Below are 23,965 nucleotides of genomic sequence, written 5' to 3' on the forward strand. Positions count from 1 at the left end.
CAGACTGAAGAAAGGGAGGCTGTGTGAATCAACCGGCAAATACACCGGATACTCCCTGGCCCGTTGGCAAGGTCAATGACCAAGTCAAGGGCTGGATCGAGCGCCTGGGTTACCTGTGGGTAGAGGGTCAGTTGACCCAAATTAACTTCAAGCCCACCTGGAAGCTGTCCTACCTCACGCTGCGTGACGTACAGCAGGAAAAGTCCGTGCAATTGACTTGCCCATCATCGATGTTGCAGTCATTGTCAGCACCGCTGAAAGACGGCGACCGCGTCATTGTCCATGGCAAGCCAGCCTTTTACGCGGGACGCGGGTCCTTTTCACTGTGGACCACCGAAATTCGTCATGTAGGCATTGGCGATCTGCTCGCTCGTATTGAAAAGCTGCGCCAACAGCTGGCTACTGAAGGCCTTTTCGATCCCGCACGCAAGCGGCCCCTCCCCTACCTGCCACACAAAATTGGGCTGATTACCGGACGCAGCTCGGCTGCAGAGCGGGATGTGATGGCGGTAGCCCATGACCGCTGGCCAGCGGTGCAGTTCCGCGTCCTCAATACCGCGGTCCAGGGTGCGAATACCGTGCCTGAGGTTATTGATGCGCTCCAGCAGCTTGATGCGGATCCTGAAGTCGACGTCATCATCATCGCCCGTGGCGGCGGCTCCGTGGAAGATCTGCTGCCTTTCTCGGAAGAAGCACTGCAACGCGCAGTGGCTGCGGCCGGCACCCCGGTAGTCTCTGCCATTGGCCATGAGCCGGACAGCCCGGTGCTCGATAACGTCGCTGACCTGCGCGCTGCGACGCCTACCGACGCCGCCAAGCGCGTCGTGCCCTCTGTGACAGAGGAGCGCGCCATCGTCGCAGAGGCTCGCTCTCGCATGGCGGCCGCGCTGCGCGGCTGGGTGGAAAGGGAACGGCGCGGCCTCGACAATATTCGTTCCCGGCCTGTCATGGCGGACCCAATGACCCCTATCCGTGCGCGCCGCGAAGAGGTAGAGCGCACCCGCGCCACCATGCGGCGAGAAATTGAAGTCATGGTGGAGCGAGAAACCCGCCACGTGGAATCGCTGCGCGCCCGCGTTTCGGCCTTGGGTCCGTCGGCGACTCTCGCCCGCGGGTACTCCATCGTCCAGGTAGTGCCCAAGGACGGCTCCGGCCCTGAGGTTGTGACTTCATATGAGCAATCCCCACCCGGCGCACAGTTGCGCATTCGCGTAGGCGATGGATCTATTACCGCAGTTTCTATGGCCTCCCAGGCCGCCGATTAATCACCAGACGAGGAGAAAATCATGTCCGAGGACACCATTGGTACCGGCCAGCCAGGCCAGGATGCTTTTACCCCAGTAGAAGAATTGAGCTATGAGCAAGCTCGCGATGAACTCATTGAAACCGTCAAGATTCTCGAGCTCGGACAAATGGGCTTGGATGAGTCGCTGAAGTACTGGGAGCGCGGGGAGGCGCTTGCCCGTGCGTGCGAGGCGCACCTCGACGGCGCGGCGAAGCGTGTGGAAGACGCGCTCGATCGGGCCGAGGACGCAGACGCTGAAGGAGACGAGTAGTGCAGATTTATGGGTATCCAGGCGAGCGCGTGGACTTTGTATCGAAATCCGCGGCCGCCGGTTCCATCATGGCGGGAGACTCCCGAGAATTCGTAGAAGAATTCTTCGGCCCTGCGCACACCCGCGACGATAATGAGGTGAGCTACTTCTCCCAATCTGTGGTGCTGCGCTTTACGGACGACAAAGTACGCGAGATTGCCATTTATCCGCAGCGCTCGCAGCGCGAGCGCATCGATGTCTTTGCAGGAAAAACACGCCTCAGCGGCCTAGATTCGCAGGCCCTAGCTGAAGTTATCGCCCAAGCCGGCGACGGTCTTAGCGCCACCGCCGCGGAAGAAGGCTTGGGCGAGGTTATTTTTCGGCTATAGGTGCGGCGTCGATAAACGCAGCGGTAGCAGCCTCAAAGTCACTGTCGTCCGCGGCGCCGGAGATGATGAGACGGGCATCGCCCAAATCCGTAACCCACAGGCGGCGCACGGAATCATCGTCGCTTTCTAGCACCCGCACTTGGTGGCCCTTGACCTCGCGGGCGGATTCAATGCCGCGGTAGTTGGCATCGTACGCCTCGCCTGCCTTATCGGCCGCGACCTGCGTTTGTGTAGACTCCACAAACCCTTGGTCAGCGGTCACCCAGCTGACCACGGTGGCATTCTCGCCGCCCATATCTACGCGGCGGGCAGCATTGGCCTCCCAGCCCTCCGGCATTTCGGGATTGCGAATAGCACCGACCCCTGCGCGAGCCTGGGTGTCTAGGAAGGTTTGTTCATCCACTTCCTGCACCGCTCCCTGCTGGGTTTCGGAGTTAATTGAGCACAGGCCGGTCGCTCCCACGGCGAGCAGCATCATAATCACCACGACGGCGAGGGACAGGGAAATATCCTTCGCGCCTTCAAAAATCTTTGGTCTTTCTTCTGCAGCCACGCGCCTTAGTATCGCACGGCCTGCTTTCAAAAAGCCACACGGCCCCTTTTGCTCCGAAAGATCTGTCAATCCCCCACAAATGGGGCGCAAAATCGAACCCTTTAGAGCAAAAAAGTGCGAGAATGGAAAGGTAGAGCATCAAGGGGAACACCCCTCGATGAGAAAACTATGGAAGGCAACCACTACACATGTCCGAAAATACGTCTTATCTTCCTGACCGCAACCTGGCAATGGAACTGGTTCGTGTCACCGAAGCAGCAGCACTCGCTTCCGGCCGTTGGGTAGGCCGCGGCCAGAAGAATGAGGGCGATGGCGCGGCGGTCGACGCCATGCGCAAGCTCATCAATTCCGTAGCGATGAACGGCGTCGTTGTCATTGGTGAGGGCGAAAAGGATGAGGCCCCCATGCTCTTTAACGGCGAAGAGGTAGGCACCGGCGAGGGTGCCGCGATGGATATCGCCGTAGACCCGGTTGACGGTACCCGCTTGATGGCGGAAGGCCGCCCCAACGCCATCTCCGTCATTGCGGCTGCCGAACGCGGGACCATGTATGACCCTTCCGCAGTCTTCTACATGGAAAAGATTGCCGTTGGCCCCGAGGCAGTTGGCGCTATCGATATCAACGAGTCCGTGGAATGGAATATCCAGTCCGTAGCAAAGGCGAAGAATATTCGCCCCACCGATCTGACCGTGGTGGTCCTTGACCGTCCCCGCCACGAACAGCTCATCTCTGAAATTCGCGCCGCAGGCGCCAAGGTCCGCCTCATCATGGATGGTGACGTAGCCGGCGCTATCGCTACCTGCCAGGATTCGAACTCCATCGACATGATGATGGGCATCGGCGGCACCCCAGAGGGCATCATCACCGCCTGCGCTATGCGCTGCATGGGCGGCGAAATCCAGGGCAAGCTGTGGCCGAAGGATGAAGAGGAAGCAGAAAAGGCCCGCGCCGCCGGCCATGATTTGGACCGCGTCCTCAAGACCAATGATCTAGTCTCCTCTGAGAACTGCTACTTCGCCGCCACCGGCGTGACCAATGGTGACATGCTGCGCGGCGTTTCCTACCGCAATTCCGGTGCTACGACCCGCTCGCTGGTTATGCGCTCCAAGTCCGGCACCATCCGCTACATCGACTCCATCCACAAGCTGTCCAAGCTGCAGGAGTATTCCGTCGTGGACTACGACACGCCAACCAAGAAGTAGGGTTCACCCCCGAAGGCGGCCCTTCTTTTAGATCTCCGCCATACTGGAAAGCACACACTACCCAATTAACTGAGGTGATCTTCACATGACTGAATACCGCATTGAACATGACACCATGGGCGAAGTTAAGGTTCCTGCAGATGCCCTGTGGCGTGCACAGACCCAGCGCGCAGTGGACAACTTCCCGATTTCCGGCCGTGGCCTGGAAAATGCACAGATTCGCGCCCTTGGCCTGCTCAAGGCAGCCTGCGCTCAGGCAAATAAGGCTTCCGGCAAGCTGGATGCGGATAAGGCCGATGCCATCATTGCTGCCGCCACTGAAATCGCCGAGGGCAAGCATAACGACGCCTTCCCAATCGACGTATTCCAGACCGGTTCCGGCACCTCGTCCAATATGAATACCAATGAGGTTATCGCCTCCTTGGCACATAACAATGGCGTGGAAATTCACCCGAATGACCACGTGAACATGGGCCAGTCCTCTAATGACACCTTCCCCACCGCTACGCACGTGGCTGCTACGGAAGCTGCCGTTAATGACCTCATCCCGGGTCTGAAGGTCCTCCACGAATCCTTGACCAAGAAGGCCAAGGAATTCGCCGATGTGGTCAAGGCCGGCCGCACCCACCTGATGGATGCCACCCCGGTTACCCTGGGCCAGGAATTCGGCGGCTACGCCCGCCAGATCGAGCTGGGCATTGAACGCATTGAGGCCACCCTGCCACGCTTGGGCGAGCTGGCCATCGGCGGCACCGCCACCGGTACCGGCCTGAACACCTCCGCAGACTTTGGTGCCAAGGTCACCGAAGAGCTGAAGAAGCTCACCGGTGTGAAGGAACTGAAGGAAGCAGAAAATCACTTCGAGGCCCAGGCAGCCCGCGATGGCTTGGTGGAGTTCTCCGGCGCCATGCGCTCTATTGCTGTATCCCTCAATAAGATTGCCAATGACCTGCGCATGATGGGTTCCGGCCCGCTGACTGGTCTGGCCGAGATTCACCTGAAGGACCTGCAGCCGGGTTCCTCCATCATGCCGGGTAAGGTCAACCCGGTTATCCCTGAGGCCGTCACCATGGTGGCGGGCCAGGTGGTGGGCAACGACGCAGCCGTAGCCTTCGGCGGCGCTCAGGGCCACTTCGAGCTCAACGTCTTCATCCCGATGATGGCGCGCAACGTACTCGAGTCCGCTCGCCTGCTGGCTAATGCTTCCCGCGTCTTCGCCGATAAGTGCATCGATCACATCGAGGCCAACGAGGAGCGCATGAAGCACTTTGCGGAGTCGTCCACCTCCATCGTGACCCCGCTCAACTCTGCCATCGGCTACGAAAACGCAGCTAAGGCAGCAAAGCACGCCCTGCACGAGAAGATCACTGTCCGCCAGGCCGTTATTGACCTGGGCTTTGTCGACGGCGAGAACCTCACCGAGGAAGAGCTAGATAAGCGCCTCAACGTGCTGAGCATGACTAACCGCGACCGCGATAACTTCTAAGTAATCGCCGCACCGCCACCCCGCCCGGGCAGGACTCGGGCGGGGTTTCGCATGCCTGAGGTAAGGGGGCGTCGGCAAGCGCTATGGCATAGAACACATTAATGGAAACGCACCTCTAAAATCACCACTTTTGCACTTGGTGCAAGTTTGCACCGAGTGTAAAGTTGCATGGCGTGCAAGAAGAATTATCACTACGCGAGCAGAAGCGCCTCGAGACGCGCCTGCGCATAGAGGATGCCGCCACAAAGCTGGTGGATGAGCAATCCTTTAGCGCGGTCACGATTGAGAGGATCTGCGAAGTAGCCGGTATTTCTCGGCGCACCTTCTTCAATTACTTCGACTCTAAGGAATCCGCCGTACTAGGTGCTCCAAGCACCGAGTTTACGGAGGAGATGCGGGAATTCTTCCTCACGGAGCCAACGACCAGCATGGTAGGACTCGTCCTCCAGTTGGTCAGGCAACACATGGAAGGCCACCACATCAACCCGACCATCCGGGACCGCCGCAAGCGCATCTCTAATGATCCTGATGCGGCCGCGGCGGCAATAAGCCGGAAGCGCGCAAAATCCATTGAGCTTATCGATCTCATTGAAGAACGCCTCACCACAGAACCGGAGCTTCGCGTCCTCGATAGCTGCTCCTCGAGCACCGAGGCGATGCTCATCGCCGGCCTCGTCCGCGAGGCACTTTGGCTCGCGATGGCATCCCCCGATGCGGATTGCAGCAAGGACCTCCACGCGCGACTCGATACTTCCCTCACGCTAATAACAGATTTTATGAAAGGAATGCGATGGTAGATACGGCTACTAAGGCCCCCACGCAGGGCCAATCCCGAGCCGATAACCTCGGGCTTATCTTCTCGGCTTTGATGCTCACCATGCTGATGAGCTCTTTGGGCCAAATGATCTTCTCTTCTGCTCTTCCAACCATCGTTGGTGAGCTTGGCGGCGTCGACCACATGAGCTGGGTCATCTCCGCCTTCCTTGTCACCATGACCATCGCCATGCCTATTTCCGGCAAGCTGGGTGACATGCTAGGCCGCAAGTGGCTCTATATCGGCGGTATCGCCACCTTTGTCGTGGGCTCCACCCTCGGCGGCTTTGCAGACTCCATGACGCTGCTGATCATCGCCCGCGCTGTGCAGGGCTTTGGCGCAGGTTTTATGATGATTTCCTCCCAGTCCATCATCGCCGAGGTCACCTCCTCCCGTGAGCGCGGCAAGTTCATGGGCATCATGGGCGGCGTCTTCGGCCTGTCCTCCGTTCTCGGCCCCGTCCTCGGCGGCTGGTTCACCGACGGCCCAGGCTGGCGCTGGGGCATGTGGATGAATATCCCGCTGGGCATCCTCGCCATTATCGTGTGCACCCTAGTGCTGCACCTGCGCGTAGGCGATGCCGATATGAAGCGCTTTGACTGGCTTGGTGCTACCTTCATCGCCATCACCACCGCTTCCCTTATCCTCATGACCACCTGGGGCGGCACCGAGTACGAGTGGGGCTCTTCCATGATCCTCACCTTGGGTGCCATCACCATCATCGGCGCCATCATCACCGTCTTTGTGGAGTTGCGCGCTAAGGAACCGCTCATCCCGGTTCGCCTGTTCAAGAACCGCAACATGGCCCTGACCACCCTCTCCGGCGTGGTACTTGGCCTGGCAATGTTCGGTGTTCTGGGCTACATGCCTACCTACCTGCAGATGGTGCACACCCTGACCCCAACCAAGGCGGGTCTCATGATGATCCCGATGATGGTGGGCCTTATCGGCACCTCCACTGGCGTGGGCTTTATCATCGCCCGCACCGGCCACTACAAGGTCTACCCCATCATCGGCCTGGCGGTTACCGCCGGCGCCCTGTTCTGGATGTCCCACCTCTCCGTGGAGACTTCCCTGAAGCAGTTGGGCTGCGAGTTCCTGGTCTTCGGCATCGGTCTGGGCATGGTTATCCAGGTCCTCGTGCTCATCGTCCAGAACTCCTTCCCGCTGTCCCAGGTGGGTACGGCTACCGCGGCGAATAACTTCTTCCGCCAGATCGGCTCCGCCCTCGGCGCTTCCCTGGTCGGCTCCATGTTCATCCACAATATGAAGGATGAGATGGCCACCCGCATGCCTGAGGCTTTCCAGAAGATGGGACCGGAGGGTGCTGCCTACGCGGAGAAGTTTGGCGATGCCAATGGCGGTGCCAATAGCCTCACCCCGGATTTGGTTGCATCCTTCCCCAAGCCCATCGAGGAAGCCATCCTCAACTCCTACAATGACGGACTGACCCCGGTCATCGCCCTCATGGTTCCGCTGGTTATCGTCGCCCTCATCCTCCTCCTGCCACTGCGCGAGGAGCGACTGAAGGAAACGATTGACTAATATCACCTTCACCTGCAGAAATACAGGCCACTAGCCGGGAGCTGCATGCCCTGCGCGATGCATTCCCGCTTGCCGACGCCCCCCATAGAATCCGCCCTTGGATATGCCCCGGCGCCCTCCAAGCGGCGTTGCAAATCCAGGCCGGCCCCATCGAGGTGTGGCGCAAGCCCGCGCGCACGGTGGGCCGATATGCCCCGCCCTAGGCGGGGCATTTTTATTGCCGCTCCCCTGGTTCTAAGGCCTAAACAAAAAGCCCCTGCCATCGTTACCACGAGTGTGGTACGAGCAGGGGCTAGTATGCGCCGGGGAAGCTACCGCTTCTTTTCCTCCGGCTTGGGCAAAAGCAGCTCATATACGTCGGTGTCGCGCCACTGGCCCGCAAGCTCGCCGTAGGTCATCTTTGCCATGTGCGAGTAGGTACCCACTTTCACGAAGCCGCGCGACTTATGCAGCCCCGCAGAACCTGCATTTTCAGGGAAAATCCATGAGTGGATGGCCCACTTGTGCAGGTCTTGACACACCTCAATCAGGCGGTCCAAAAGTGCGCCGCCGATACCGCGGCCCTGCGCCTCGGTGCCTAGGTAGATGGAATCCTCCACTACTCCGTGGAAGACGGTGCGGGTAGATACAGGGGCCGCAGAAACCCACCCCAGGACCTTTGAATCATCATCTGCTTCAACGGCCACATACACCGAAGGCATGATCTTGCCGGCTTTGAATTCTTCAAAGGTCAGGGATCGGGTCTCATAGGTAGCGTGCCCAGTATTGAGCCCCTGTTCATAGATCTCTCGCATCTGCGGGTAATCCGCCGCGGTGAAGGGGCGGATGCGGAAATCTTTCTTCTTGTCGTCCGAAGACGTCTGCTTGGCGTTCTCGCTCATATACAACATTATTACTGGGACATGCCCAGCTTCGCCACGCTGTACACATAAAGATCACCCAACGCGAACGAACTTGGCCTAGTTGCCGCCTTCCAATAGGTCAGTAACGAGCTCCGCAATGGCCGAGCGCTCAGAACGTTGCAGAGTAATATGTGCAAAAAGCTCGTGCCCCTTGAGCTTTTCAATCACTGCTTGGACTCCGTCGTGCCGGCCCACGCGAAGGTTATCGCGCTGCGCCACATCGTGAGTAAGAACTACTCGCGAGCCCTTCCCCAACCGGGAAAGCACGGTAAGCAAGACGTTTCGCTCCAAGGACTGCGCCTCATCCACGATGACAAAAGCATCATGCAGCGAGCGACCGCGAATATGCGTTAGCGGCAAGACCTCGATGAGGCCGCGTTCGTGCACCTCTTCTATGACGTTGTCAGACACCAAGCCCTCCAAGGTGTCATAGACCGCCTGCGCCCACGGGTTCATCTTGTCCGATTCCGTGCCCGGTAGGTATCCCAGCGACTGCCCGCCAACCGCATACATTGGGCGGAAGACCACAATGCGCCGGTGCTCGCCGCGCTCGAGCACCGCCTCCAAACCGGCGCACAGCGCAAGTGCCGACTTGCCGGTGCCGGCGCGGCCACCGATGGAGACAATTCCTACGTTTGGGTCCATCAGCAGGTCCAAAGCAATACGCTGCTCCGCGGAGCGTCCCTGGAGGCCAAAGGCATTGATATCACCACGTACGAGCTCGACCACGCCATCAGCACTCATGCGCCCCAGCGCGGATTGCGCACCTGCCGCCAAGGTCAAGCCGCAGTGCACTGGCAGCTCCTCCACGGCGGTACCCTTTTCCGTTTCGACGCCGTCTAGCATGACTTCCCCATCACGATAGAGGGCATCGATGACATCAGAGCTGGTTTGTACCGTCGCCATTCCGGTATAACCGGTCAAGACTACGTCCTGGGCGTGATATTCATCCGCCTGCACGCCAACCGCGCCGGCCTTTACGCGCAGGGGAACGTCCTTCGTGACCAGCACGGTGTCCTTCCCCTCGTGTGCAAGGTTAAGAGCGCACGCCAAGATGCGGTGGTCGCCTTCTGGCCCGCGGAATGCGGTAGGCAGCAAGGATTGGTCTTGATGGTTCAATTCCACGCGCAGGGTGCCGCCATCGACGTTGACGGGAACCGGCTGGTCTAAGGCCTCATAGGTAGCGCGCAGCTCCTCCAAAAAGCGAAGAGCTTGGCGGGCGAACCAGCCAAGCTCTGGGTGATGACGTTTTCCTTCCAGTTCAGAAATAACTACAACGGGAAGGACCACATCGTGTTCTGCAAATTTGCGCAGGGCCCAAGGGTCAGACAGCAAGACCGAGGTATCCACTACATAGGTCTTGGTAGCGACGGTGTTATCAGTAGTGGCTAGCGGAGTAGAAAGTACAGAGGGACGAGACATGATGGCAGGGTTCTCCCTTAGTGTGCGGTAGATCAGACTTCTTCCGAATCACCCCGAATCCCCGGGGTTGCCACCCAAAGTAGGCACCGAAGGTTGAAATTACATGGGTGCAAGATGAACATTAAGAAAACGAAAAATCCCTCCGCAGCACATGCTGCAGAGGGAAAAGCTCTAAAGTAGCTTTTTACTTCTCTACGGAGGAGGTGAACTTGCCGCTCTCGTCCTGGATCCAGGAGATTACGCCATCGTCGAACTGCTGGGTCCAGCCCTTGCCCTGAGCAGCCTTTTCCTCAGCAGCCTTAGGCAGGCCTACCTCAGAGTCCAAGCCGCCCTGCTCCTTCCAGGTTTCAGCAATCTTGCCGACGATAGGCTGAGCGCCCTCATCGTCGTCGAAGGTCAGCAGGTTGCCGTTATCGAAGTTAGCGAGGAACTCATCGTCGTCACCCTGCTCGATGCTCTTTACGTCGCCCCACTCAGCCTTCTTCTCTTCAATAGCGGAAGCGAAATCAGCCGGAACATCTACGTCACCGTTAGCGGTAGCGATGGACTTGGTAGCGCCGCCCTTGTCGTCAGCGTCATCCTTGTCGTCGTCATCTTCAGAGTCAGATGCTTCTGCATCCTCAGAATCGTCCGCGTCATCAGCGTCATCATTGGAAGTAGCCTCAGCAGCAGCGGAGCCAGCAGCGTCGGTAGCGTCTGCCGCTACGGAGCCGGCGGAATCCTTAGCGTCGTTAGCTGCATCCTCAGCATCGGAGCATGCTACGAGAGCTACGGACAGGGTTGCGGCTGCAAAGCCACCTGCGATACGACGGGTCATCTTCTGCATTACTGCATCATCCTTTCATCGAGAAAGTAAGTTAATTCTAAAATTATTGTTAAATCGTCCTTTATGACGAACAAAGCCCACCGTAACGACGACTCCCAGCTGGCGCCACCCACTCGGACAGGAAGTAGACAGCAAACAGTAAAGGCCTACCTACGTTTGCGCTGCTTAGGGGCCTTCTTTTTCTTTTGTAACGAATTGTTAACGTTTCTCCGCGCTTGCTTCGCCTTCGCCTTTTCCCTGGCGCTGCGTTTCGGCTTCTCTTGGCGGGAGGAGCGGGCCGTGCGGCCCTTAGCGACGCCCACGAAGTCCTGAATTGCCTCCCCGTCATCGTCCTTGCGCCACACCAATGCAATCTCCGTCACCGGCACGGACTCGTCCTTAAGGCCCAACGGCACCACCTGCTTTTTACTCAGGACCTTCAGCAGGGGCCGCGGCGCAATCGCGATACCCACATTGGCCGCCACTACCTGCAAGGCGTCGCGGACGGCGGGGACATCGACAAGCCCGGAATCGGCGAGGCGGTAGTTGAGGTGTTCATCGGCGACGTCGGCAAGCGCAAGCTCCTCGCCCACCTCCGCATAGACCGAGTCTTTGGGAACGGCAATGCCAGGGGCCTCTTTATAAAGTCGCACCACATGAAAGGTGTCATCCACCCGCGCATCCGGCAAGCGCGCAAGAGCTAGGTCCACCTCGCCGGCTACCAGCGGGGCAAGCGCATCGTCCGCATCAACGGTGTACAAGCCACCATGAGCAGTATTTTCCTCGAATCGGCGGAACCACTTTCCGGGTTCTGTACCGGTGGCAAAAGCTAAGCGCAGCATAGAGGACAGTCTACTGAAAGTGCTACGGTAAAAGCGTGACTGAAGAACAAAAGCAACCATCCGGCACCGCCATGCGTGCCCAAACCGCGGCGAAGAAGCTAGGTATCTACCTGCCCGCCGCGCCGGACGAGTTCCAAAATAGTGCCATTAGCCACGAAGAGCTGCGCGAACTGCAGCATAACCCACCCGAGTGGCTGCAAACTTTGCGCCGCGAAGGGCCCCACCCCCGCCCCGAGGTTGCCCATAAGCTGGGTATCTCTGTTACCGCGCTCAAGAAGAACGATATGGATAAGCCGCTGACCACAGCGGAAATCAATCAGCTCCTCCAAGAGCAGCCGGAATGGCTCCAGCAGGCCCGCGCTACCATGGCGCAGGCCCGTGGCCATGAGGTGAAGGACTAAACCAGCTTCCAGTCCTCGAGGCCCTCATACAGCGGGTAGTGCTGGGCAATCTTGTCCACGCGAGCACGCAGGGCCTCCACATCGGCATTCTTGCCCTGGACCAGGGCGGTACCGATAATATCTGCAACCTCGGTGGAGGCCTCGGCGTCGAGGCCGCGGGTTGCCAGCGCAGAGGTACCAATGCGCAGGCCGGAGGTGACCATCGGTGGACGCGGGTCATTCGGCACGGCATTGCGGTTAACGGTAATGCCTACCTCGTGCAGCAGATCCTCTGCCTGCTGTCCATCCAATTCGGAATTGCGCAGGTCCGCCAAGACCAAGTGCACATCGGTGCCGCCGGTCAGCACGTCCACGCCAGCCGCCTTGGCATCTTCTGCAGTAAGGCGCTCTGCCAGAATGCGAGCACCCTCCAAGGTGCGCTCCTGGCGCTCCTTGAATTCCTCGGTAGCAGCAATCTTCATAGCAATGGCCTTGGCAGCGACCACGTGCATCAGCGGTCCGCCCTGCTGGCCCGGGAAGACGTTGGAATTGATCTTCTTGGCATAATCCTGCTTGGCCAAAATCATGCCGGAGCGCGGGCCGCCCAGGGTCTTGTGCACGGTGGTGGACACGATATCCGCGTGAGGCACTGGGCTCGGGTGCAGGCCCGCCGCCACAAGACCCGCAAAGTGGGCCATATCTACCCACAGGTAAGCGCCGACCTCATCAGCGATTTCACGGAAGGCCGCGAAATCCATGGTGCGCGGGTAAGCAGACCAGCCGCCGATAATCACCTTCGGCTTTTCCTTCAGCGCCTGCTCGCGCAGCTTATCCATGTCCACACGCATGGTCTCTGGATCCACCTCATAGGCAGCGACATCATAAAGCTTGCCAGAGAAGTTCAACTTCATGCCGTGGGTAAGGTGGCCGCCGTGAGCCAGGGACAGGCCCAAAATCTTGTCGCCCGGCTCAGCGATGGTGGAAAGCACCGCTGCGTTCGCCTGCGCACCGGAGTGCGGCTGAACGTTGGCGAATTCCGCACCAAAGAGTTCCTTAGCGCGGTTGCGGGCTAGGTCCTCCACGACGTCGACATGCTCGCAGCCACCGTAGTAACGGCGACCCGGGTAGCCCTCGGCGTACTTGTTAGTGAGCACGGAGCCCTGTGCCTGGAGCACGGCGCGAGGCACAAAGTTCTCAGAAGCGATCATTTCCAGGGTTTCGCGCTGGCGGGAAATCTCTCCCTGAATTGCGCCGAATACGTCCGGATCGAGGTCGCGGAGGTCAGAGGTAAAAGAAGCCATAAAGGTGTGGTCCCCTTCTCAAAATCAAGCGGTATGGGATGCTGCATATCTTATCGTGCCATGCACCCTTAGGGGGCATACTTTTACCCACGGATTATGCAAGTGCGACAATAGAGCCATGGCGCGCACATTGGATTCGAGTCCTTACCTAGATTTTGACCGCGAGACCTGGCGTGAACTGCGTAAATCCATGCCTCAGGTGCTCACGGAAACCGAGGTGGAAAAGCTTCGCGGCCTAGGAGACCGCATCGACCTAGACGAGGTAGCTGATGTCTACCTTCCCCTCTCTCGCCTCATCCATATGCAGGTCATGGCACGCCAGCAGCTCACCACGGCTACCGAATCCTTCTTAGGCAATCCTCCGACGCACGTTCCCTTTGTCATCGGTGTGGCCGGCTCCGTGGCAGTGGGAAAATCCACCACCGCCCGCCTCCTCCAGGTGCTCCTGCAACGCTGGGAGTCCCACCCCAAGGTGGCGCTCGTGACAACCGACGGCTTCCTCTTCCCCACCAAGACTCTCAAGGAACGCGGCCTCATGCAGCGCAAGGGATTTCCGGAATCCTATGACCGGCGCGCACTCCTCCGCTTTGTCACGGACGTAAAATCAGGAAAGCCATTTGTCAAGGCACCGCTTTATTCCCACATCACCTATGACATTGTGGACGGTGAGTACCAAGAAGTTCACCAGCCCGACATCCTCATCCTGGAAGGGCTCAACGTGCTACAAACGAGCCCCACGTTGACCGTGGCGGACCTCTTTGATTTCTCGGTCTACGTTGATGCCCGCACCGACGATATCGAGCAGTGGTATATCGACCGCTTCCTTACTCTGCGCCACACCGCTTTCCGCGAGCCCAACGCCCACTTCTCTTCCTTCGCAGACATGAACGATGAGGAAGCCCGCGCCCAAGCCCGCGAAATTTGGCAGTCCATTAACCTGCCGAACTTGGTGGAAAATATCCTGCCCACCCGTGTGCGAGCCTCCCTCGTGCTGAAAAAAGGCTCGCATCACCTGGTAGAACAGGTACGTATGCGCAAGCTCTAGAGCCTATTTGCCAAAGCGGCGCGAACGTTGGGAGTAATCCCGCAAGGCGCGAAGAAAATCCACCTTGCGGAATGCTGGCCAGTAAGTATCCGTGAACCAGATCTCGGAGTACGCGGCCTGCCACAGGAGAAAGCCCGACAGGCGTTGTTCACCGGAGGTGCGGATAACCAAGTCCGGGTCCGGAAGGCCCTTGGTGTACAGGTGCTCCCCAATGGATTCTGCGGTGACGCGGTCCGCCATCTCCTCTGCGGTAGTTCCCTTCTCTGCTTCCGCACGCACCAAGTTCTGCACGGCGTCCACAATTTCTTGGCGCCCGCCATAGCCCACCGCCACATTGACGATGACACCCGTATTGTCCTTGGTTTCCGCTGCCGCCGTCACCATGCGCTGGCGAATATCATCCGGGAGTAGATCGAGGTGGCCGACCAAGCGCACCTGACAGCCGACGTCGCTATGGGATAGGTGCGTGACCACATCCGAGATAATGTCAAAGAGCAGCTCTACTTCCTGCTCGCTGCGCTTCAGATTCTCCGTGGACAGCAAATAAATGGTGACCACTTCGATATCGGTATCGCGGCACCACGAAATCATCTCTCCGATTTTCTTTGCACCTTGGCGGTGACCATGGCTGATATCGGTGAAACCAGCCTCACGCGCCCACCGACGATTGCCATCGGCCATAATGGCGATGTGCTTAGGCTGCGGCTTGCCCTTGATCAGGCGCGCCAGCCGCGCTTCATAAGCTGGGTAAGCCAGCTGCTTGAGAGAACTCACGCTCATCAGTCTATCCGCCTAGAAAATGGACTTCTTGCGGTTATCGTAAATGCCGGCTTCCTTCATCGCCTCATCCACGGCTTCCTCATCGAACGGATCGATTCCGTGATCTTCCGCAAACATCATGCGGCGGCGAAAGCGAGAGTAACGGCGATGGAAATTCCAGCCCGCAAACAACACCGCAACTCCCATAAGCGCCAAGATCAGCAGGCCAATGGGCGAAGCTTTGCCAAATTCAGGGCCCATTGGGCCGCCTTCGGCGCCCTCGGTTCCTTGGGCGAGTACAAATACGTCATGTGCGGCAAGCACGAAAGAACCATACATGCTCATATCTTAAGCCTCCTCTTCCTCTTCGATGCCGGCGAAGAGGTCATTTTCTGGCAGGGAGGTAGAAACGCGAGTCTTCGCCAGCTCGAACTCCTCGGTGGGCCAAAGGCGCTGCTGTACCTCCACCGACGTCGCCAAGAAGGCACCCGCCGGATCGATCTGCGTAGCGTGCGCCCGCAAGGCCTCCTCGCGATTGCTGAAGTAATCCGCGCATTCCACCTGGGTGGTTACACGCGCCATGATATCGCCAAAAGTGGTGTCCCAGCGCGCCAGCATCGGCCCATAGGGGCTGGTATTCCCCTCTTCTAATAGCAAATCATGGAACATCTTCATGCGCTGGTAGACGAAGCCGTGCGAGTAGTAGAGCTTCAGCGGCTCCCACGGCTTACCCAGCTCTGGGTGATACTCGGCATCGCCCGCCTTCTCCCACGCGATCATGGAAGCCCGGTGCACCATAAGGTGGTCTGGGTGCGGGTAGCCACCATTTTCGTCATAGGTAACAATGACGTGTGGACGAAATTCACGGATAACCTGGACGTATTCCTGCGCGACGGTGTCATCTCCCAGCAACGCGAAACAGCCCTGCGGCAGCAATTCCTCCATAGTCTTGCCTTCAACCGGGTCCGGCAATCCGGAATCAACGTGGCCCAGCCAGCGATGTTGTACGCCCAGTGCCCGCGCAGCGTTAGCCATTTCTTCCCGGCGGACCTCGCCCATCTTTTCCTTGATTTCCGGACGGTCCATGGCAGGGTTAATCACATCGCCGCGCTCACCACCGGTACAGGTCAGCACCAAAACCTCATTGCCTTCTGCGGCATAGCGCGCGGTGGTTGCGGCACCCTTGGAAGATTCATCGTCTGGGTGCGCGTGGATAGCTAGTAGGCGAAAATCGCTCACTGAAAATCCATCCCCTTATTAATCTAGGTTCTTTGAACAGATGATTATCCTAGTAGATAATTGGAAAACCATGGTCCTCGACTAGAGTGGAAGCCATGACTTCCGCCGGAAACTCTCGCTCAGCCGCCCGCTACGGCTCCCGCGGCTCCTCTGAAAAGAACTCTGGTAGCTGGACTAATAAGGCGCTGGTGCTTATCTTTGTCGCCATTTTTATTGCACTTATTTTCTTCGGATTCCGGTATTTCCAGGAAAAGGAGCGGGTGAACGCACAGGTGTCCATCGTGACCCAGGAGGTTTTGAGCGATGATTCCACCCGCGTTTGGGTCGATGTCACCCGCAATCACACCGATGAAGATGCCTACTGCATTGTCCAAGCCTATGACTATTCCAAGGCCGAAGTAGGCCGCCGTGAATTCCCTGTTCCCGCGGGCGGAAACGAAACCCAGCGCATCGCTGTCGACGTCCCAACCAACGCTCGTGCCGTAGCTGGCGGGGCCTATGGTTGTTCCGGCAATATCCCCGAATACTTGGATATGGATAACCCTGACTACGCGGAAAGCCGCTAGCCGCGTGTGCTAGGATTTGTAGCGCCTAGAACTGGATATATGCCCAGTTCCACTTTTACCTATAGCCCCAGGGATTAGCAGGGGCTTTGACCACAATTCCTATCTACGGAAGGTTGCAGAATGGCTGAGCAGCAAAAGCAGTACATCACCCCAGAGACCAAGGCGAAGCTCGAGGCCGAGCTGCAAGAGCTCATCGACCACCGCCCAGTAGTCGCGGCTGAGATCAACGAGCGCCGTGAGGAAGGCGACCTCAAAGAGAACGCCGGTTACGACGCCGCACGTGAGATGCAGGACCAGGAAGAGGCCCGCATTAAGCAGATTTCTGAGGTTCTTGCGAATGCCACCACCGAGCGCGGTGCTGTTCAGGAGGGCGTCGCCCACACCGGTTCCGTAGTTCACGTTTACTACAACGGTGACAAGGACGATAAGGAGACCTTCCTCATCGGTACCCGCGCCGCTGCTTCCGATAACAAGGACCTAGAAACCTATTCCGAACAGTCCCCGCTGGGCGCTGCCATTCTTGGCGCACAAGAAGGCGAGACCCGCGAGTACACCGCTCCGAATGGCAAGACCATTTCGGTCACCATCGAATCCGCAGCGCCGTATGATTCTGCTAAGGCCGCTGCTCCACGCGAGTCCTAAACTTTTAACCACTTACCACTCTGGAGAAAGAGCACATCCCCATGAAGAAGTTCTCCCGTTTCGCCGCCGCTGGCTTGGTCTTCACCGCTGGCCTCTCCCTCGCTGCTTGCCACCCACCGAACCAGCAGGATTCTGATTCCAAGGTAGAAAATGCCTCCACCTTCACCGGTGAGGCCCCGATGCAGAAGGATGCTGAGACCAGCTCTTCCGCACCAGAGACCGTTATTGAAGAGGAAGCACCTGTAGTCGAGTCCGGTGTTCCAGAAGAGCCAGCACAGCCGCACTTGAACGGTACCGCCACCGAACTGCCACAGCAGTAATAAGGCTTGAAAGGCCGAGGGATATCCCTCGGCCCTTTTTCATGCTATTTTTCTGGGTCCACTTCCCGCACCCAATCCCCGATGACACCGGGTACGACAGCAGGCGGCTCTCCCAAGAGGTCGCGCTTATTTGGATCCCGTTCCACCTGCGTGGTGACGGACTTTACGCGCTTTTTCTCACTGTCTTTACCTCCGCGCATCCCCATCATTGGACCATAGGCCCGCGCCCCTCCGGTTGAGCGGCCTGCATTGCCACCGCGCGCTGCCGCGGCACTTTCACCGCCGCCTGTTCCATGACCAAGGCTGCCACCTACGCCGGGCCGCATGCCCGCACCAGCCCCGTTTCCTGCACCGCTGCCAAGACCAGCACGCATGCTAGAACCGCCGCCGAGTGCATTGCCATGGCCAGCGCGCACGCCTGAACCGACACCGGCGTAGGGCGCCCCGGCTCCGCGTGCAAGGTGCAGGCCCGACTGCGCTCCTCTTCCGGCGCGCACCACATCGGCGCCGCCACCTACATTTCCTGCAGCGGATCCAATTCCGCCTCGTAGCGACTGACCGCCGAGTACGCCGCGGCCCGCGTCCGCAGGCCGTCCGGCTGCCATCATCGGCGCCATCCCAGAATTGGCGGATTGCGCTGTAGCTACCGGTGCCATCGCACCGCTGCTATTAAGTGCGCCTGCATGTGCTCCTGCGGCAACCGGATGCGCTGTACCACCAGGAACCTGCCCCATCGCCCCGTTAGCCGAAGCGACACTCGGCACGGACGCCCCTTGGGTGGACACCTCATTCCCACCGATGGCTACTTGGTCTCCCAGACCAAGCCTTTCCAGCGCATTCCTGCCGCTAGTATGCATCTGCTGGTGAAAATCATTAATTTCTTGTGGGCTCATCCCCACTGCTTCTAGCCCGTCCACATTGCCATTGACGACGTCGAAGTTCCCCGGCCCCAAATCACCGCGCGCTATCGCTTCCGCAATCTTCTTTGGCCATACCACGGCATCGGTGGTGTAGCGCTGCCCATCACCGTCAACTCCGGCAAGGCCCGCGTCGACACCGCCGCCTCCCGACGCCGGCGATTGTTCCATCAAAGCGTGCTGGTACGGCATTGCTTCTACCGCGAAGCGCTGCAGGTCAGGTTGCAACGCGGCCAATGCGGCCTTTTCCGCAATTTCGCGCTCGACCGGTTCTGGAATGGCCATCACTTCCATCGCCATGGCCATCGCAGTTGGCTGCATGCCCATCAGCTTGGCATGGAATCCGGTCAACTTCTCCCCCATGACCTTGGCATTTGCAACAAAGTGGCTTCCCGACGCCGCCACTTCCCTAATCTTGGCCGCCGCCCTCGACGTGGCTTCGCTGTCGTTCTCGCCTTCCAAAGACCCGGCTGCTTCCTGCAACCCGCTAACGATATCGTCGACTTCCGACGCCAACGAGCTCCACCGCGCATTCGCCTCCGACACATTCCAAATCTGCGTCGACATCAGGTCGGTAGCAAGCTTCACAATGTCCGTACCGACATTCACCACCGGCATGGAAAACCCAAATGGGCTGTACCCCGGCTCCGGCTGGTTCATAATCGGCATCGACTCAATGCCGATATCTCCACCCGCATCCGCGATCTCCATTCCCCGACTATTCGCGTCCTCCTGCGACTGAAACCCTCGGGCCTCCCGCCCCAAAGAATCAGACAGCCACTCGACCTGTGCCGCGAAATTCAATAGCGATTGCTTGGCTGATCCTGGGTCACTGTCCAACACACGTTCATGGACATCTCCTACGTGATCAATTCCTGGTACCGATGAAAAACTTGCATCTAACGGGCTATTGACATTGCTCCTTAACTCCTGTGATCTACGAAAAAGATCCCCGATGCTGCTCGTAGTTCTGCGAATGTTTGAAATGCTTACGCGCATTACTCCCCCAATTTTAGCTAAGCTGATTTATTAATGAGTCTGTAAGATTGCACCGCTCTTCAGTGGTTGACTGGCTACCAATATCATTTACGCTGACGATTACGGTTCCCCGTTCAGTTAACACGTATCCGTCACACTGGGTTCCTCCGAAAATTTCCGATCTATAGATCTGTATTTGTTTCCCTTCCACCCCATGACTTTTTTGCTGCAGTTCCTCATTCAAATTCAACGCATCTATTGAATCCGAATCACTGGCCATCGAGACAAGAACACCCGCCGAAAAGTTTGACCCACTCGATTCAAAGTTGCAGAAAGTGCTCCCCGAATCCCTACGATAATCAAGTGGCCTTGGCTTCAACCCAATACCTTCTATTTTGTTACTCGGAATCTCCGTACACGGATCAAAAAGCTCGAAGCTCGGGTCTGCCGGATCGAATTCCCCCAGTGGCGGTAGGACGCCGGAAGTGTCTTCCGACCCCGTGGCGCCGGCCTCCCCCGGTTGGCCGGCGCCGCCCGCATTCTCCCCGCCATTGGTGTGTGCCGTTTCCCCCTGATTGTCGTGCACATCATCCCCCGCGTCCCCGTTGGTTCCCCCTGCACCGTCGGTCGAACTAATGCCGCCAGCCTCGTCCACCTTGGTGGTCTCCTCTGACGCGCTCCTCGTACCGATGTCCGCAACGCAGCTGCTCAGCATAACGGTGCTGCCGACCATCAACGTTGCTACGGTGACCTGACGCTTCACAACAATCCTTCGCGCACTCACTTCCTGACGAGAGGAACAGGAAAAGTGAAACAGAGAACTTTTCACTTCATATTTCCCGTTCCGGTACACAGCATGCATGAGGCACCCAGATTTTTCTACGCAACCGCAAAGATTAACGGCAATTTAACAAAATTATTTGTCCCATATGTCACACCCATCACGTCTAAAGGGCGAAATTTCCTGCTCATGAGCTGTATCATCTCTTGGAGTGGTTTGGTAGACCAAATGAAGGTTAAACCCTCACTTTATCCCCCAGCACTACCCCAGAAATTACACGTTTGTAAGCGAATTTTCGGCAACAAAAAGGCCCACACCGAAGTGCGGGCCAATACAAAAGAGTCAGTTAGTCTCGCTGGAAGTAGCTCAGCAGACGGAGAATTTCAGTGTAGAGCCAGACCAAGGTCACAGCGAGGCCCAGAGCAACACCCCACGCGTTCTTAGCGGGAGCACCAGCGCGGATCATGCGGTCAGCCTGATCAAAGTCGGTCAGGAAGGACAGGGCACCAAGAACGATGCAGACCAGCGAGAAGATGATGGCAATCGGACCACCATCGCGCAACGGATTGAAATCAAAGAAAATCGCGCCCAAGAAGTTAACAAGCGCCATGACAGCAACGCCAGCGATCAAGCCGAAAAGGATCTTGGTGAACTTCGGGGTCACCTTCACTGCGCCAGTCTTATACACAATCAGCATGCCGATAAAGACACCGATGGTGCCGACAATCGCTTGACCAATGATGGCCATGCCGCCCTCGCCCTGGAAGTTGACATTGGCGAACATCAAGGAGAAGCCGCCGACAAATAGGCCTTCAAATACGGCATAAATCAGGGTGACTGCAGCAGAACCCCACTTCTTACCAAAAGAGGCAACGAGCACGGTAATGAAGCCACCGATACCACCGACCAGAGTCAAGGCCATGGCGATACCTGGGCTCACTAGCATTCCCAAGGCGAAGTTGATGGCTGCGGCGACAATGATGACGCCGAGGGTAATGCCCGTCTTGGTCACTACATCATCCACGGTCATGGGACGAGTAGATGCGTCCGCATAACCAGGATTTTGGCGGCTACTATTTTCGGTCAGAGAACTCATTACCGGATTGCTTGAACGCACGGTTGTCCTTTCTAAGAGAGGTGCAAATTAGCTATCTCACCTCATTCAACGAAACACCACCCCATAAAGTTCCACATTCTTACCATTTAGCTAGAAGTTTTGTGTGAAGCTTCCGCATAAATGCTGTGGAGACATGCTGACGACGCTTCCAAGAAAGACGTCTCGAGACTTCACATGGTGCCCCCAGTGGGACTCGAACCCACACTGAATCGATTTTAAGTCGACTGCCTCTGCCGATTGGGCTATGGGGGCAAGGCCAAGGAATATTTTAGGCCACCTCACCCCGCGGGAGTTAACGAGGGGTACCCTCCGCAGCCAGACCAGCGATAATGCCATCGAGAATGTCCTTTTCACTGATGAAAAAGCTGCGCGCATCGCAATTGCGCTCGATAAGCTGCATGATGCCTTCGACGGCTACGGCCCCACCGCCGATGACATCGGCACGGCCAGGGTGAATGACGGGGTTGAGGACGCGGACGTCGGAAGGCAGGCTAATAAGCTGCTGCAAAAGCACGCGCAGGGCATCGAAGCGGAGCTCAGACCCGTGAATGGCATCAGCGTCATAGCGCTCAAGTCCCTGAGCCAATGCAGAAAGAGTGGTAAAAGTGCCTGCGCAACCGACGATGGTACGGGCCTTAGAAATAGGTACTATCTTCTCTACTTCCGCCGTGCGCTCGCCGACGTACTCAGAAGCTATCTCAATCTCCGACTCGGTAGGCGGATCGGTACGCATGATGCGTTCGGTTAGCCTGACGCATCCCATGCGAGCCGAGTGGGTGCCCAAGATTTCGCCATCTGCGGTGCCTACGACGAACTCGGTCGAACCGCCACCCAAATCGATAACGCAGAATGGCCCCCGGTCTGGCTCCACATCGGCCACGGCGCCATTAAAGGACAACAAAGCCTCTTCCTCGCCCGAGACGACCTCAGCCTGTGCGCCAGGCTGAATTTGACCAAGCAACTCAGCGGTCATGTCGAAGAATTCCTGCTGGTTCTTGGCATCGCGAGTAGCGGAGGTAGCGACCATCCGCACGCGGGTGACCTTCTCAAACTTCATCTGACGTACGTAGCCTTCCAAGGCCACGCGGGCGCGGTCTAGGGCTGCAGGGGCGATTTCTCCAGTGGCATCGACTCCCTCTCCCAAGCGGATGATTTCCATGGTGCGGGTAATATCGCGAACTTTGCCGTCATCCTGAATTTCAGAGATGAGCAAGCGAATCGAATTGGTACCGCAATCAATCGCAGCAACGCGAGTCATAGCAGCCCTCCTATTCCGCGTTAGAGAAATCGAACTGGGCCAGGTCAATCCCCAGATCCTCTACGCTGGGCCAATCTTGCGGGATGGCAGAGCCTCGAAGCTTGCCATGGTCAGCGGCCATGGCAACCGCTTCAGTTCCCAACCGGAAATGCTGTGGGCCTTCAGCAAGCGCATACGCGATGAGCACATGCAGACATTTGACCCGATCGGGCATCCCGCCACCGGAGAAATCAGTGCCAAGGTCTTCGATGTCATTGCGCTTGGCCAAAAAGTATTCGTGGGCGCGCTGATAGTCGGCAGCCAATTCCTTGTCCTTACCCAAGCGGGCTTCCATCCACTTCATAACGTGGGCAACCTCCAAGCGTGAGGCTTCGGCCGTAAGCCGTGGGTCGGTGAGGTAGTAGAGGGTGGGGAATGGGGTGCCGTCGGCAAGCTTGGGCGCCGTCTTAATTACCGCGGGCTGCCCATCCGGCGTGCGATAAGAAACCTCTAGGACCCCGCGTGGAGTGCGGCCCAATTGCTCAGTTACTACAGCGATATCTGCATCAGTGACGGTCATGCGGACAATTATCGCACATCTGGATTCTCTTCCGGCGCCGGCTCAATCGGAAGATGATTTACCTGCTCGGACGGAGCTTCCTCCTCAGGGGGCTCAGCCACGGAGTCCCACAAAACCTCGTACCATTCGCGGGAATCTTCTTCCTTCTGACCATCTGTAGTGAGCTGGTCATCCGGCTTAATCTGCGGGTCAATGATGCGGTAGGCGGACTCGCCCTCATCGACGACCCCGAATCGGCGCCGCGCCTCCTGCTTGATGTACTCATCGGATTTATATCTATCAATCTTCTCCAGCAAAGCAGCTTTCTCATCCTGTTTGGCAGCGATTGACTCATTGAGGCGGGCAATTTCGGACCGGCCGTGGTAGTAATTGCGCAGCGGAATGGTAATAGCAAACAAAACAACAAGCACTATAGCTACGATTACGCCTACTCCGGCAATACTCATCCGGTCCGGCTTCTGTTTCTGCTTCAGCTGTGCACGCTGAGCTTTACGGATATCCGCAGCACGCGAGGCCACCGGAACCTTAGTGCGGCTCCGGTTTCGCTGCCTCTTCTTTTCGCGTGCCATAGGCCTCTAATCCTAGCGCCGTCACTCCTGTAACAGGGA

General features: G+C 57.8%; 27 protein-coding genes and 1 tRNA gene. 12 read left to right on the forward strand and 16 right to left on the reverse strand.

The window, feature by feature from the left end:
- The first annotated feature begins 23 nt into the window (after positions 1 to 23).
- The 3 genes from xseA to MHY13_RS00995 are packed head-to-tail and all read left to right on the forward strand — an operon-like array spanning position 24 to position 1,924.
- Positions 24 to 1,265 carry an exodeoxyribonuclease VII large subunit gene (gene xseA / locus MHY13_RS00985; protein WP_239280111.1) on the forward strand — a complete coding sequence of 414 codons (1,242 nt, stop codon included), beginning with the start codon at positions 24 to 26 and terminating at the stop codon, positions 1,263 to 1,265.
- A 21-nt stretch (positions 1,266 to 1,286) separates the two neighbouring features.
- Positions 1,287 to 1,556: an exodeoxyribonuclease VII small subunit gene (locus tag MHY13_RS00990; protein ID WP_204609618.1), complete on the forward strand. Its 270-nt coding sequence runs from the start codon at positions 1,287 to 1,289 to the stop codon at positions 1,554 to 1,556.
- Entirely contained in the window at positions 1,556 to 1,924 is a 369-nt protein-coding gene (locus MHY13_RS00995) for a hypothetical protein (protein WP_204609621.1), read from the forward strand. The genes MHY13_RS00990 and MHY13_RS00995 overlap by 1 nt, the downstream gene beginning before the upstream one ends.
- Here MHY13_RS00995 and MHY13_RS01000 read toward each other — a convergent pair.
- Positions 1,908 to 2,477, reverse strand: coding sequence for a DUF4245 domain-containing protein (locus MHY13_RS01000; protein WP_200435108.1), 570 nt, complete (start codon positions 2,475 to 2,477; stop codon positions 1,908 to 1,910). The genes MHY13_RS00995 and MHY13_RS01000 overlap by 17 nt on opposite strands.
- Positions 2,478 to 2,665: 188 nt before the next feature.
- Between MHY13_RS01000 and glpX the strand changes: the two genes are divergently transcribed.
- The 4 genes from glpX (at position 2,666) to MHY13_RS01020 (ending at position 7,524) form a co-directional block, all read left to right on the forward strand.
- A complete protein-coding gene (gene glpX, locus MHY13_RS01005) occupies positions 2,666 to 3,679 on the forward strand; it encodes a class II fructose-bisphosphatase (protein ID WP_239280113.1) in 1,014 nt (337 codons plus the stop codon).
- An 85-nt stretch (positions 3,680 to 3,764) separates the two neighbouring features.
- Positions 3,765 to 5,165: a class II fumarate hydratase gene (locus MHY13_RS01010; RefSeq protein ID WP_204609624.1), complete on the forward strand. Its 1,401-nt coding sequence runs from the start codon at positions 3,765 to 3,767 to the stop codon at positions 5,163 to 5,165.
- Positions 5,166 to 5,338: 173 nt separating this feature from the next.
- The gene (locus MHY13_RS01015; RefSeq protein ID WP_239280115.1) at positions 5,339 to 5,962 is read left to right on the forward strand and encodes a TetR/AcrR family transcriptional regulator; all 624 of its coding nucleotides are present in this window, start codon (positions 5,339 to 5,341) and stop codon (positions 5,960 to 5,962) included.
- Positions 5,956 to 7,524, forward strand: a complete 1,569-nt coding sequence (locus tag MHY13_RS01020) for an MDR family MFS transporter (protein WP_239280117.1) — start codon at positions 5,956 to 5,958, stop codon at positions 7,522 to 7,524. Before MHY13_RS01015 ends, MHY13_RS01020 begins: the two co-directional genes overlap by 7 nt.
- Before the next feature lie 311 nt (positions 7,525 to 7,835).
- Here MHY13_RS01020 and MHY13_RS01025 read toward each other — a convergent pair whose 3' ends face one another.
- The 4 genes from MHY13_RS01025 to MHY13_RS01040 all read right to left on the reverse strand — a co-directional run bounded on the left by MHY13_RS01025 (position 7,836) and on the right by MHY13_RS01040 (position 11,495).
- Positions 7,836 to 8,405: a GNAT family N-acetyltransferase gene (locus tag MHY13_RS01025; protein ID WP_239228015.1), complete on the reverse strand. Its 570-nt coding sequence runs from the start codon at positions 8,403 to 8,405 to the stop codon at positions 7,836 to 7,838.
- Between the two features lie 78 nt (positions 8,406 to 8,483).
- On the reverse strand, positions 8,484 to 9,848 hold the full coding sequence (locus MHY13_RS01030) for a PhoH family protein (RefSeq protein WP_239280119.1): 1,365 nt from the start codon (positions 9,846 to 9,848) through the stop codon (positions 8,484 to 8,486).
- Between the two features lie 184 nt (positions 9,849 to 10,032).
- Positions 10,033 to 10,674, reverse strand: coding sequence for an LGFP repeat-containing protein (locus tag MHY13_RS01035; RefSeq protein ID WP_239280121.1), 642 nt, complete (start codon positions 10,672 to 10,674; stop codon positions 10,033 to 10,035).
- A 146-nt stretch (positions 10,675 to 10,820) separates the two neighbouring features.
- Complete coding sequence (locus MHY13_RS01040; RefSeq protein ID WP_204609636.1) at positions 10,821 to 11,495, reverse strand: LysR family transcriptional regulator substrate-binding protein; 675 nt, start codon at positions 11,493 to 11,495, stop codon at positions 10,821 to 10,823.
- Between the two features lie 71 nt (positions 11,496 to 11,566).
- Here MHY13_RS01040 and MHY13_RS01045 point away from each other — a divergent pair, with 71 nt between their 5' ends.
- Positions 11,567 to 11,896 carry a DUF5997 family protein gene (locus MHY13_RS01045; protein ID WP_023021891.1) on the forward strand — a complete coding sequence of 110 codons (330 nt, stop codon included), beginning with the start codon at positions 11,567 to 11,569 and terminating at the stop codon, positions 11,894 to 11,896.
- Here the strand turns inward: MHY13_RS01045 and glyA are convergent.
- Positions 11,893 to 13,176: a serine hydroxymethyltransferase gene (gene glyA / locus MHY13_RS01050; RefSeq protein ID WP_239192629.1), complete on the reverse strand. Its 1,284-nt coding sequence runs from the start codon at positions 13,174 to 13,176 to the stop codon at positions 11,893 to 11,895. The genes MHY13_RS01045 and glyA overlap by 4 nt on opposite strands.
- A gap of 118 nt (positions 13,177 to 13,294) precedes the next feature.
- Here glyA and coaA point away from each other — a divergent pair, with 118 nt between their 5' ends.
- Positions 13,295 to 14,221: a type I pantothenate kinase gene (coaA, locus tag MHY13_RS01055; protein ID WP_204609640.1), complete on the forward strand. Its 927-nt coding sequence runs from the start codon at positions 13,295 to 13,297 to the stop codon at positions 14,219 to 14,221.
- A 3-nt stretch (positions 14,222 to 14,224) separates the two neighbouring features.
- Here coaA and MHY13_RS01060 read toward each other — a convergent pair whose 3' ends face one another.
- The 3 genes from MHY13_RS01060 to mca are packed head-to-tail and all read right to left on the reverse strand — an operon-like array spanning position 14,225 to position 16,219.
- The gene (locus tag MHY13_RS01060) at positions 14,225 to 15,001 is read right to left on the reverse strand and encodes an isoprenyl transferase (protein ID WP_239280123.1); all 777 of its coding nucleotides are present in this window, start codon (positions 14,999 to 15,001) and stop codon (positions 14,225 to 14,227) included.
- Between the two features lie 12 nt (positions 15,002 to 15,013).
- The gene (locus tag MHY13_RS01065; RefSeq protein WP_204609642.1) at positions 15,014 to 15,325 is read right to left on the reverse strand and encodes a hypothetical protein; all 312 of its coding nucleotides are present in this window, start codon (positions 15,323 to 15,325) and stop codon (positions 15,014 to 15,016) included.
- Between the two features lie 3 nt (positions 15,326 to 15,328).
- Positions 15,329 to 16,219 carry a mycothiol conjugate amidase Mca gene (mca, locus tag MHY13_RS01070; protein ID WP_239280130.1) on the reverse strand — a complete coding sequence of 297 codons (891 nt, stop codon included), beginning with the start codon at positions 16,217 to 16,219 and terminating at the stop codon, positions 15,329 to 15,331.
- A 95-nt stretch (positions 16,220 to 16,314) separates the two neighbouring features.
- On the opposite strand from mca, the gene MHY13_RS01075 reads away from it, so the two are divergent.
- The 3 genes from MHY13_RS01075 (at position 16,315) to MHY13_RS01085 (ending at position 17,747) form a co-directional block, all read left to right on the forward strand.
- A complete protein-coding gene (locus MHY13_RS01075; protein WP_239228010.1) occupies positions 16,315 to 16,785 on the forward strand; it encodes a DUF4307 domain-containing protein in 471 nt (156 codons plus the stop codon).
- A 120-nt stretch (positions 16,786 to 16,905) separates the two neighbouring features.
- Positions 16,906 to 17,427, forward strand: coding sequence for a transcription elongation factor GreA (gene greA, locus MHY13_RS01080; protein ID WP_005323614.1), 522 nt, complete (start codon positions 16,906 to 16,908; stop codon positions 17,425 to 17,427).
- A gap of 41 nt (positions 17,428 to 17,468) precedes the next feature.
- The gene (locus MHY13_RS01085) at positions 17,469 to 17,747 is read left to right on the forward strand and encodes a thiamine biosynthesis protein X (protein WP_239192640.1); all 279 of its coding nucleotides are present in this window, start codon (positions 17,469 to 17,471) and stop codon (positions 17,745 to 17,747) included.
- 44 nt (positions 17,748 to 17,791) lie between these two features.
- Here the strand turns inward: MHY13_RS01085 and MHY13_RS01090 are convergent, their stop codons facing one another.
- The 7 genes from MHY13_RS01090 to MHY13_RS01120 form a co-directional block, all read right to left on the reverse strand.
- The gene (locus MHY13_RS01090) at positions 17,792 to 19,663 is read right to left on the reverse strand and encodes a hypothetical protein (protein WP_239280132.1); all 1,872 of its coding nucleotides are present in this window, start codon (positions 19,661 to 19,663) and stop codon (positions 17,792 to 17,794) included.
- 13 nt (positions 19,664 to 19,676) lie between these two features.
- Positions 19,677 to 20,405: a DUF3558 family protein gene (locus MHY13_RS01095; RefSeq protein WP_204609650.1), complete on the reverse strand. Its 729-nt coding sequence runs from the start codon at positions 20,403 to 20,405 to the stop codon at positions 19,677 to 19,679.
- A 364-nt stretch (positions 20,406 to 20,769) separates the two neighbouring features.
- Positions 20,770 to 21,540, reverse strand: a complete 771-nt coding sequence (locus tag MHY13_RS01100) for a Bax inhibitor-1/YccA family protein (protein WP_204609652.1) — start codon at positions 21,538 to 21,540, stop codon at positions 20,770 to 20,772.
- Between the two features lie 175 nt (positions 21,541 to 21,715).
- Positions 21,716 to 21,792: transfer RNA gene (locus MHY13_RS01105), tRNA-Leu, on the reverse strand.
- 40 nt (positions 21,793 to 21,832) lie between these two features.
- Positions 21,833 to 22,798, reverse strand: coding sequence for a Ppx/GppA phosphatase family protein (locus tag MHY13_RS01110; protein ID WP_239280134.1), 966 nt, complete (start codon positions 22,796 to 22,798; stop codon positions 21,833 to 21,835).
- A 10-nt stretch (positions 22,799 to 22,808) separates the two neighbouring features.
- Positions 22,809 to 23,357, reverse strand: a complete 549-nt coding sequence (locus tag MHY13_RS01115; RefSeq protein WP_204609656.1) for a DUF501 domain-containing protein — start codon at positions 23,355 to 23,357, stop codon at positions 22,809 to 22,811.
- An 8-nt stretch (positions 23,358 to 23,365) separates the two neighbouring features.
- Positions 23,366 to 23,926: a septum formation initiator family protein gene (locus MHY13_RS01120; protein WP_239280136.1), complete on the reverse strand. Its 561-nt coding sequence runs from the start codon at positions 23,924 to 23,926 to the stop codon at positions 23,366 to 23,368.
- Between the last annotated feature and the right edge of the window lie 39 nt (positions 23,927 to 23,965).

The sequence above is a fragment of the Corynebacterium sp. ACRPE genome, assembly GCF_022347435.1.
Classification (GTDB): Bacteria; Actinomycetota; Actinomycetes; order Mycobacteriales; family Mycobacteriaceae; genus Corynebacterium; species Corynebacterium tuberculostearicum_D.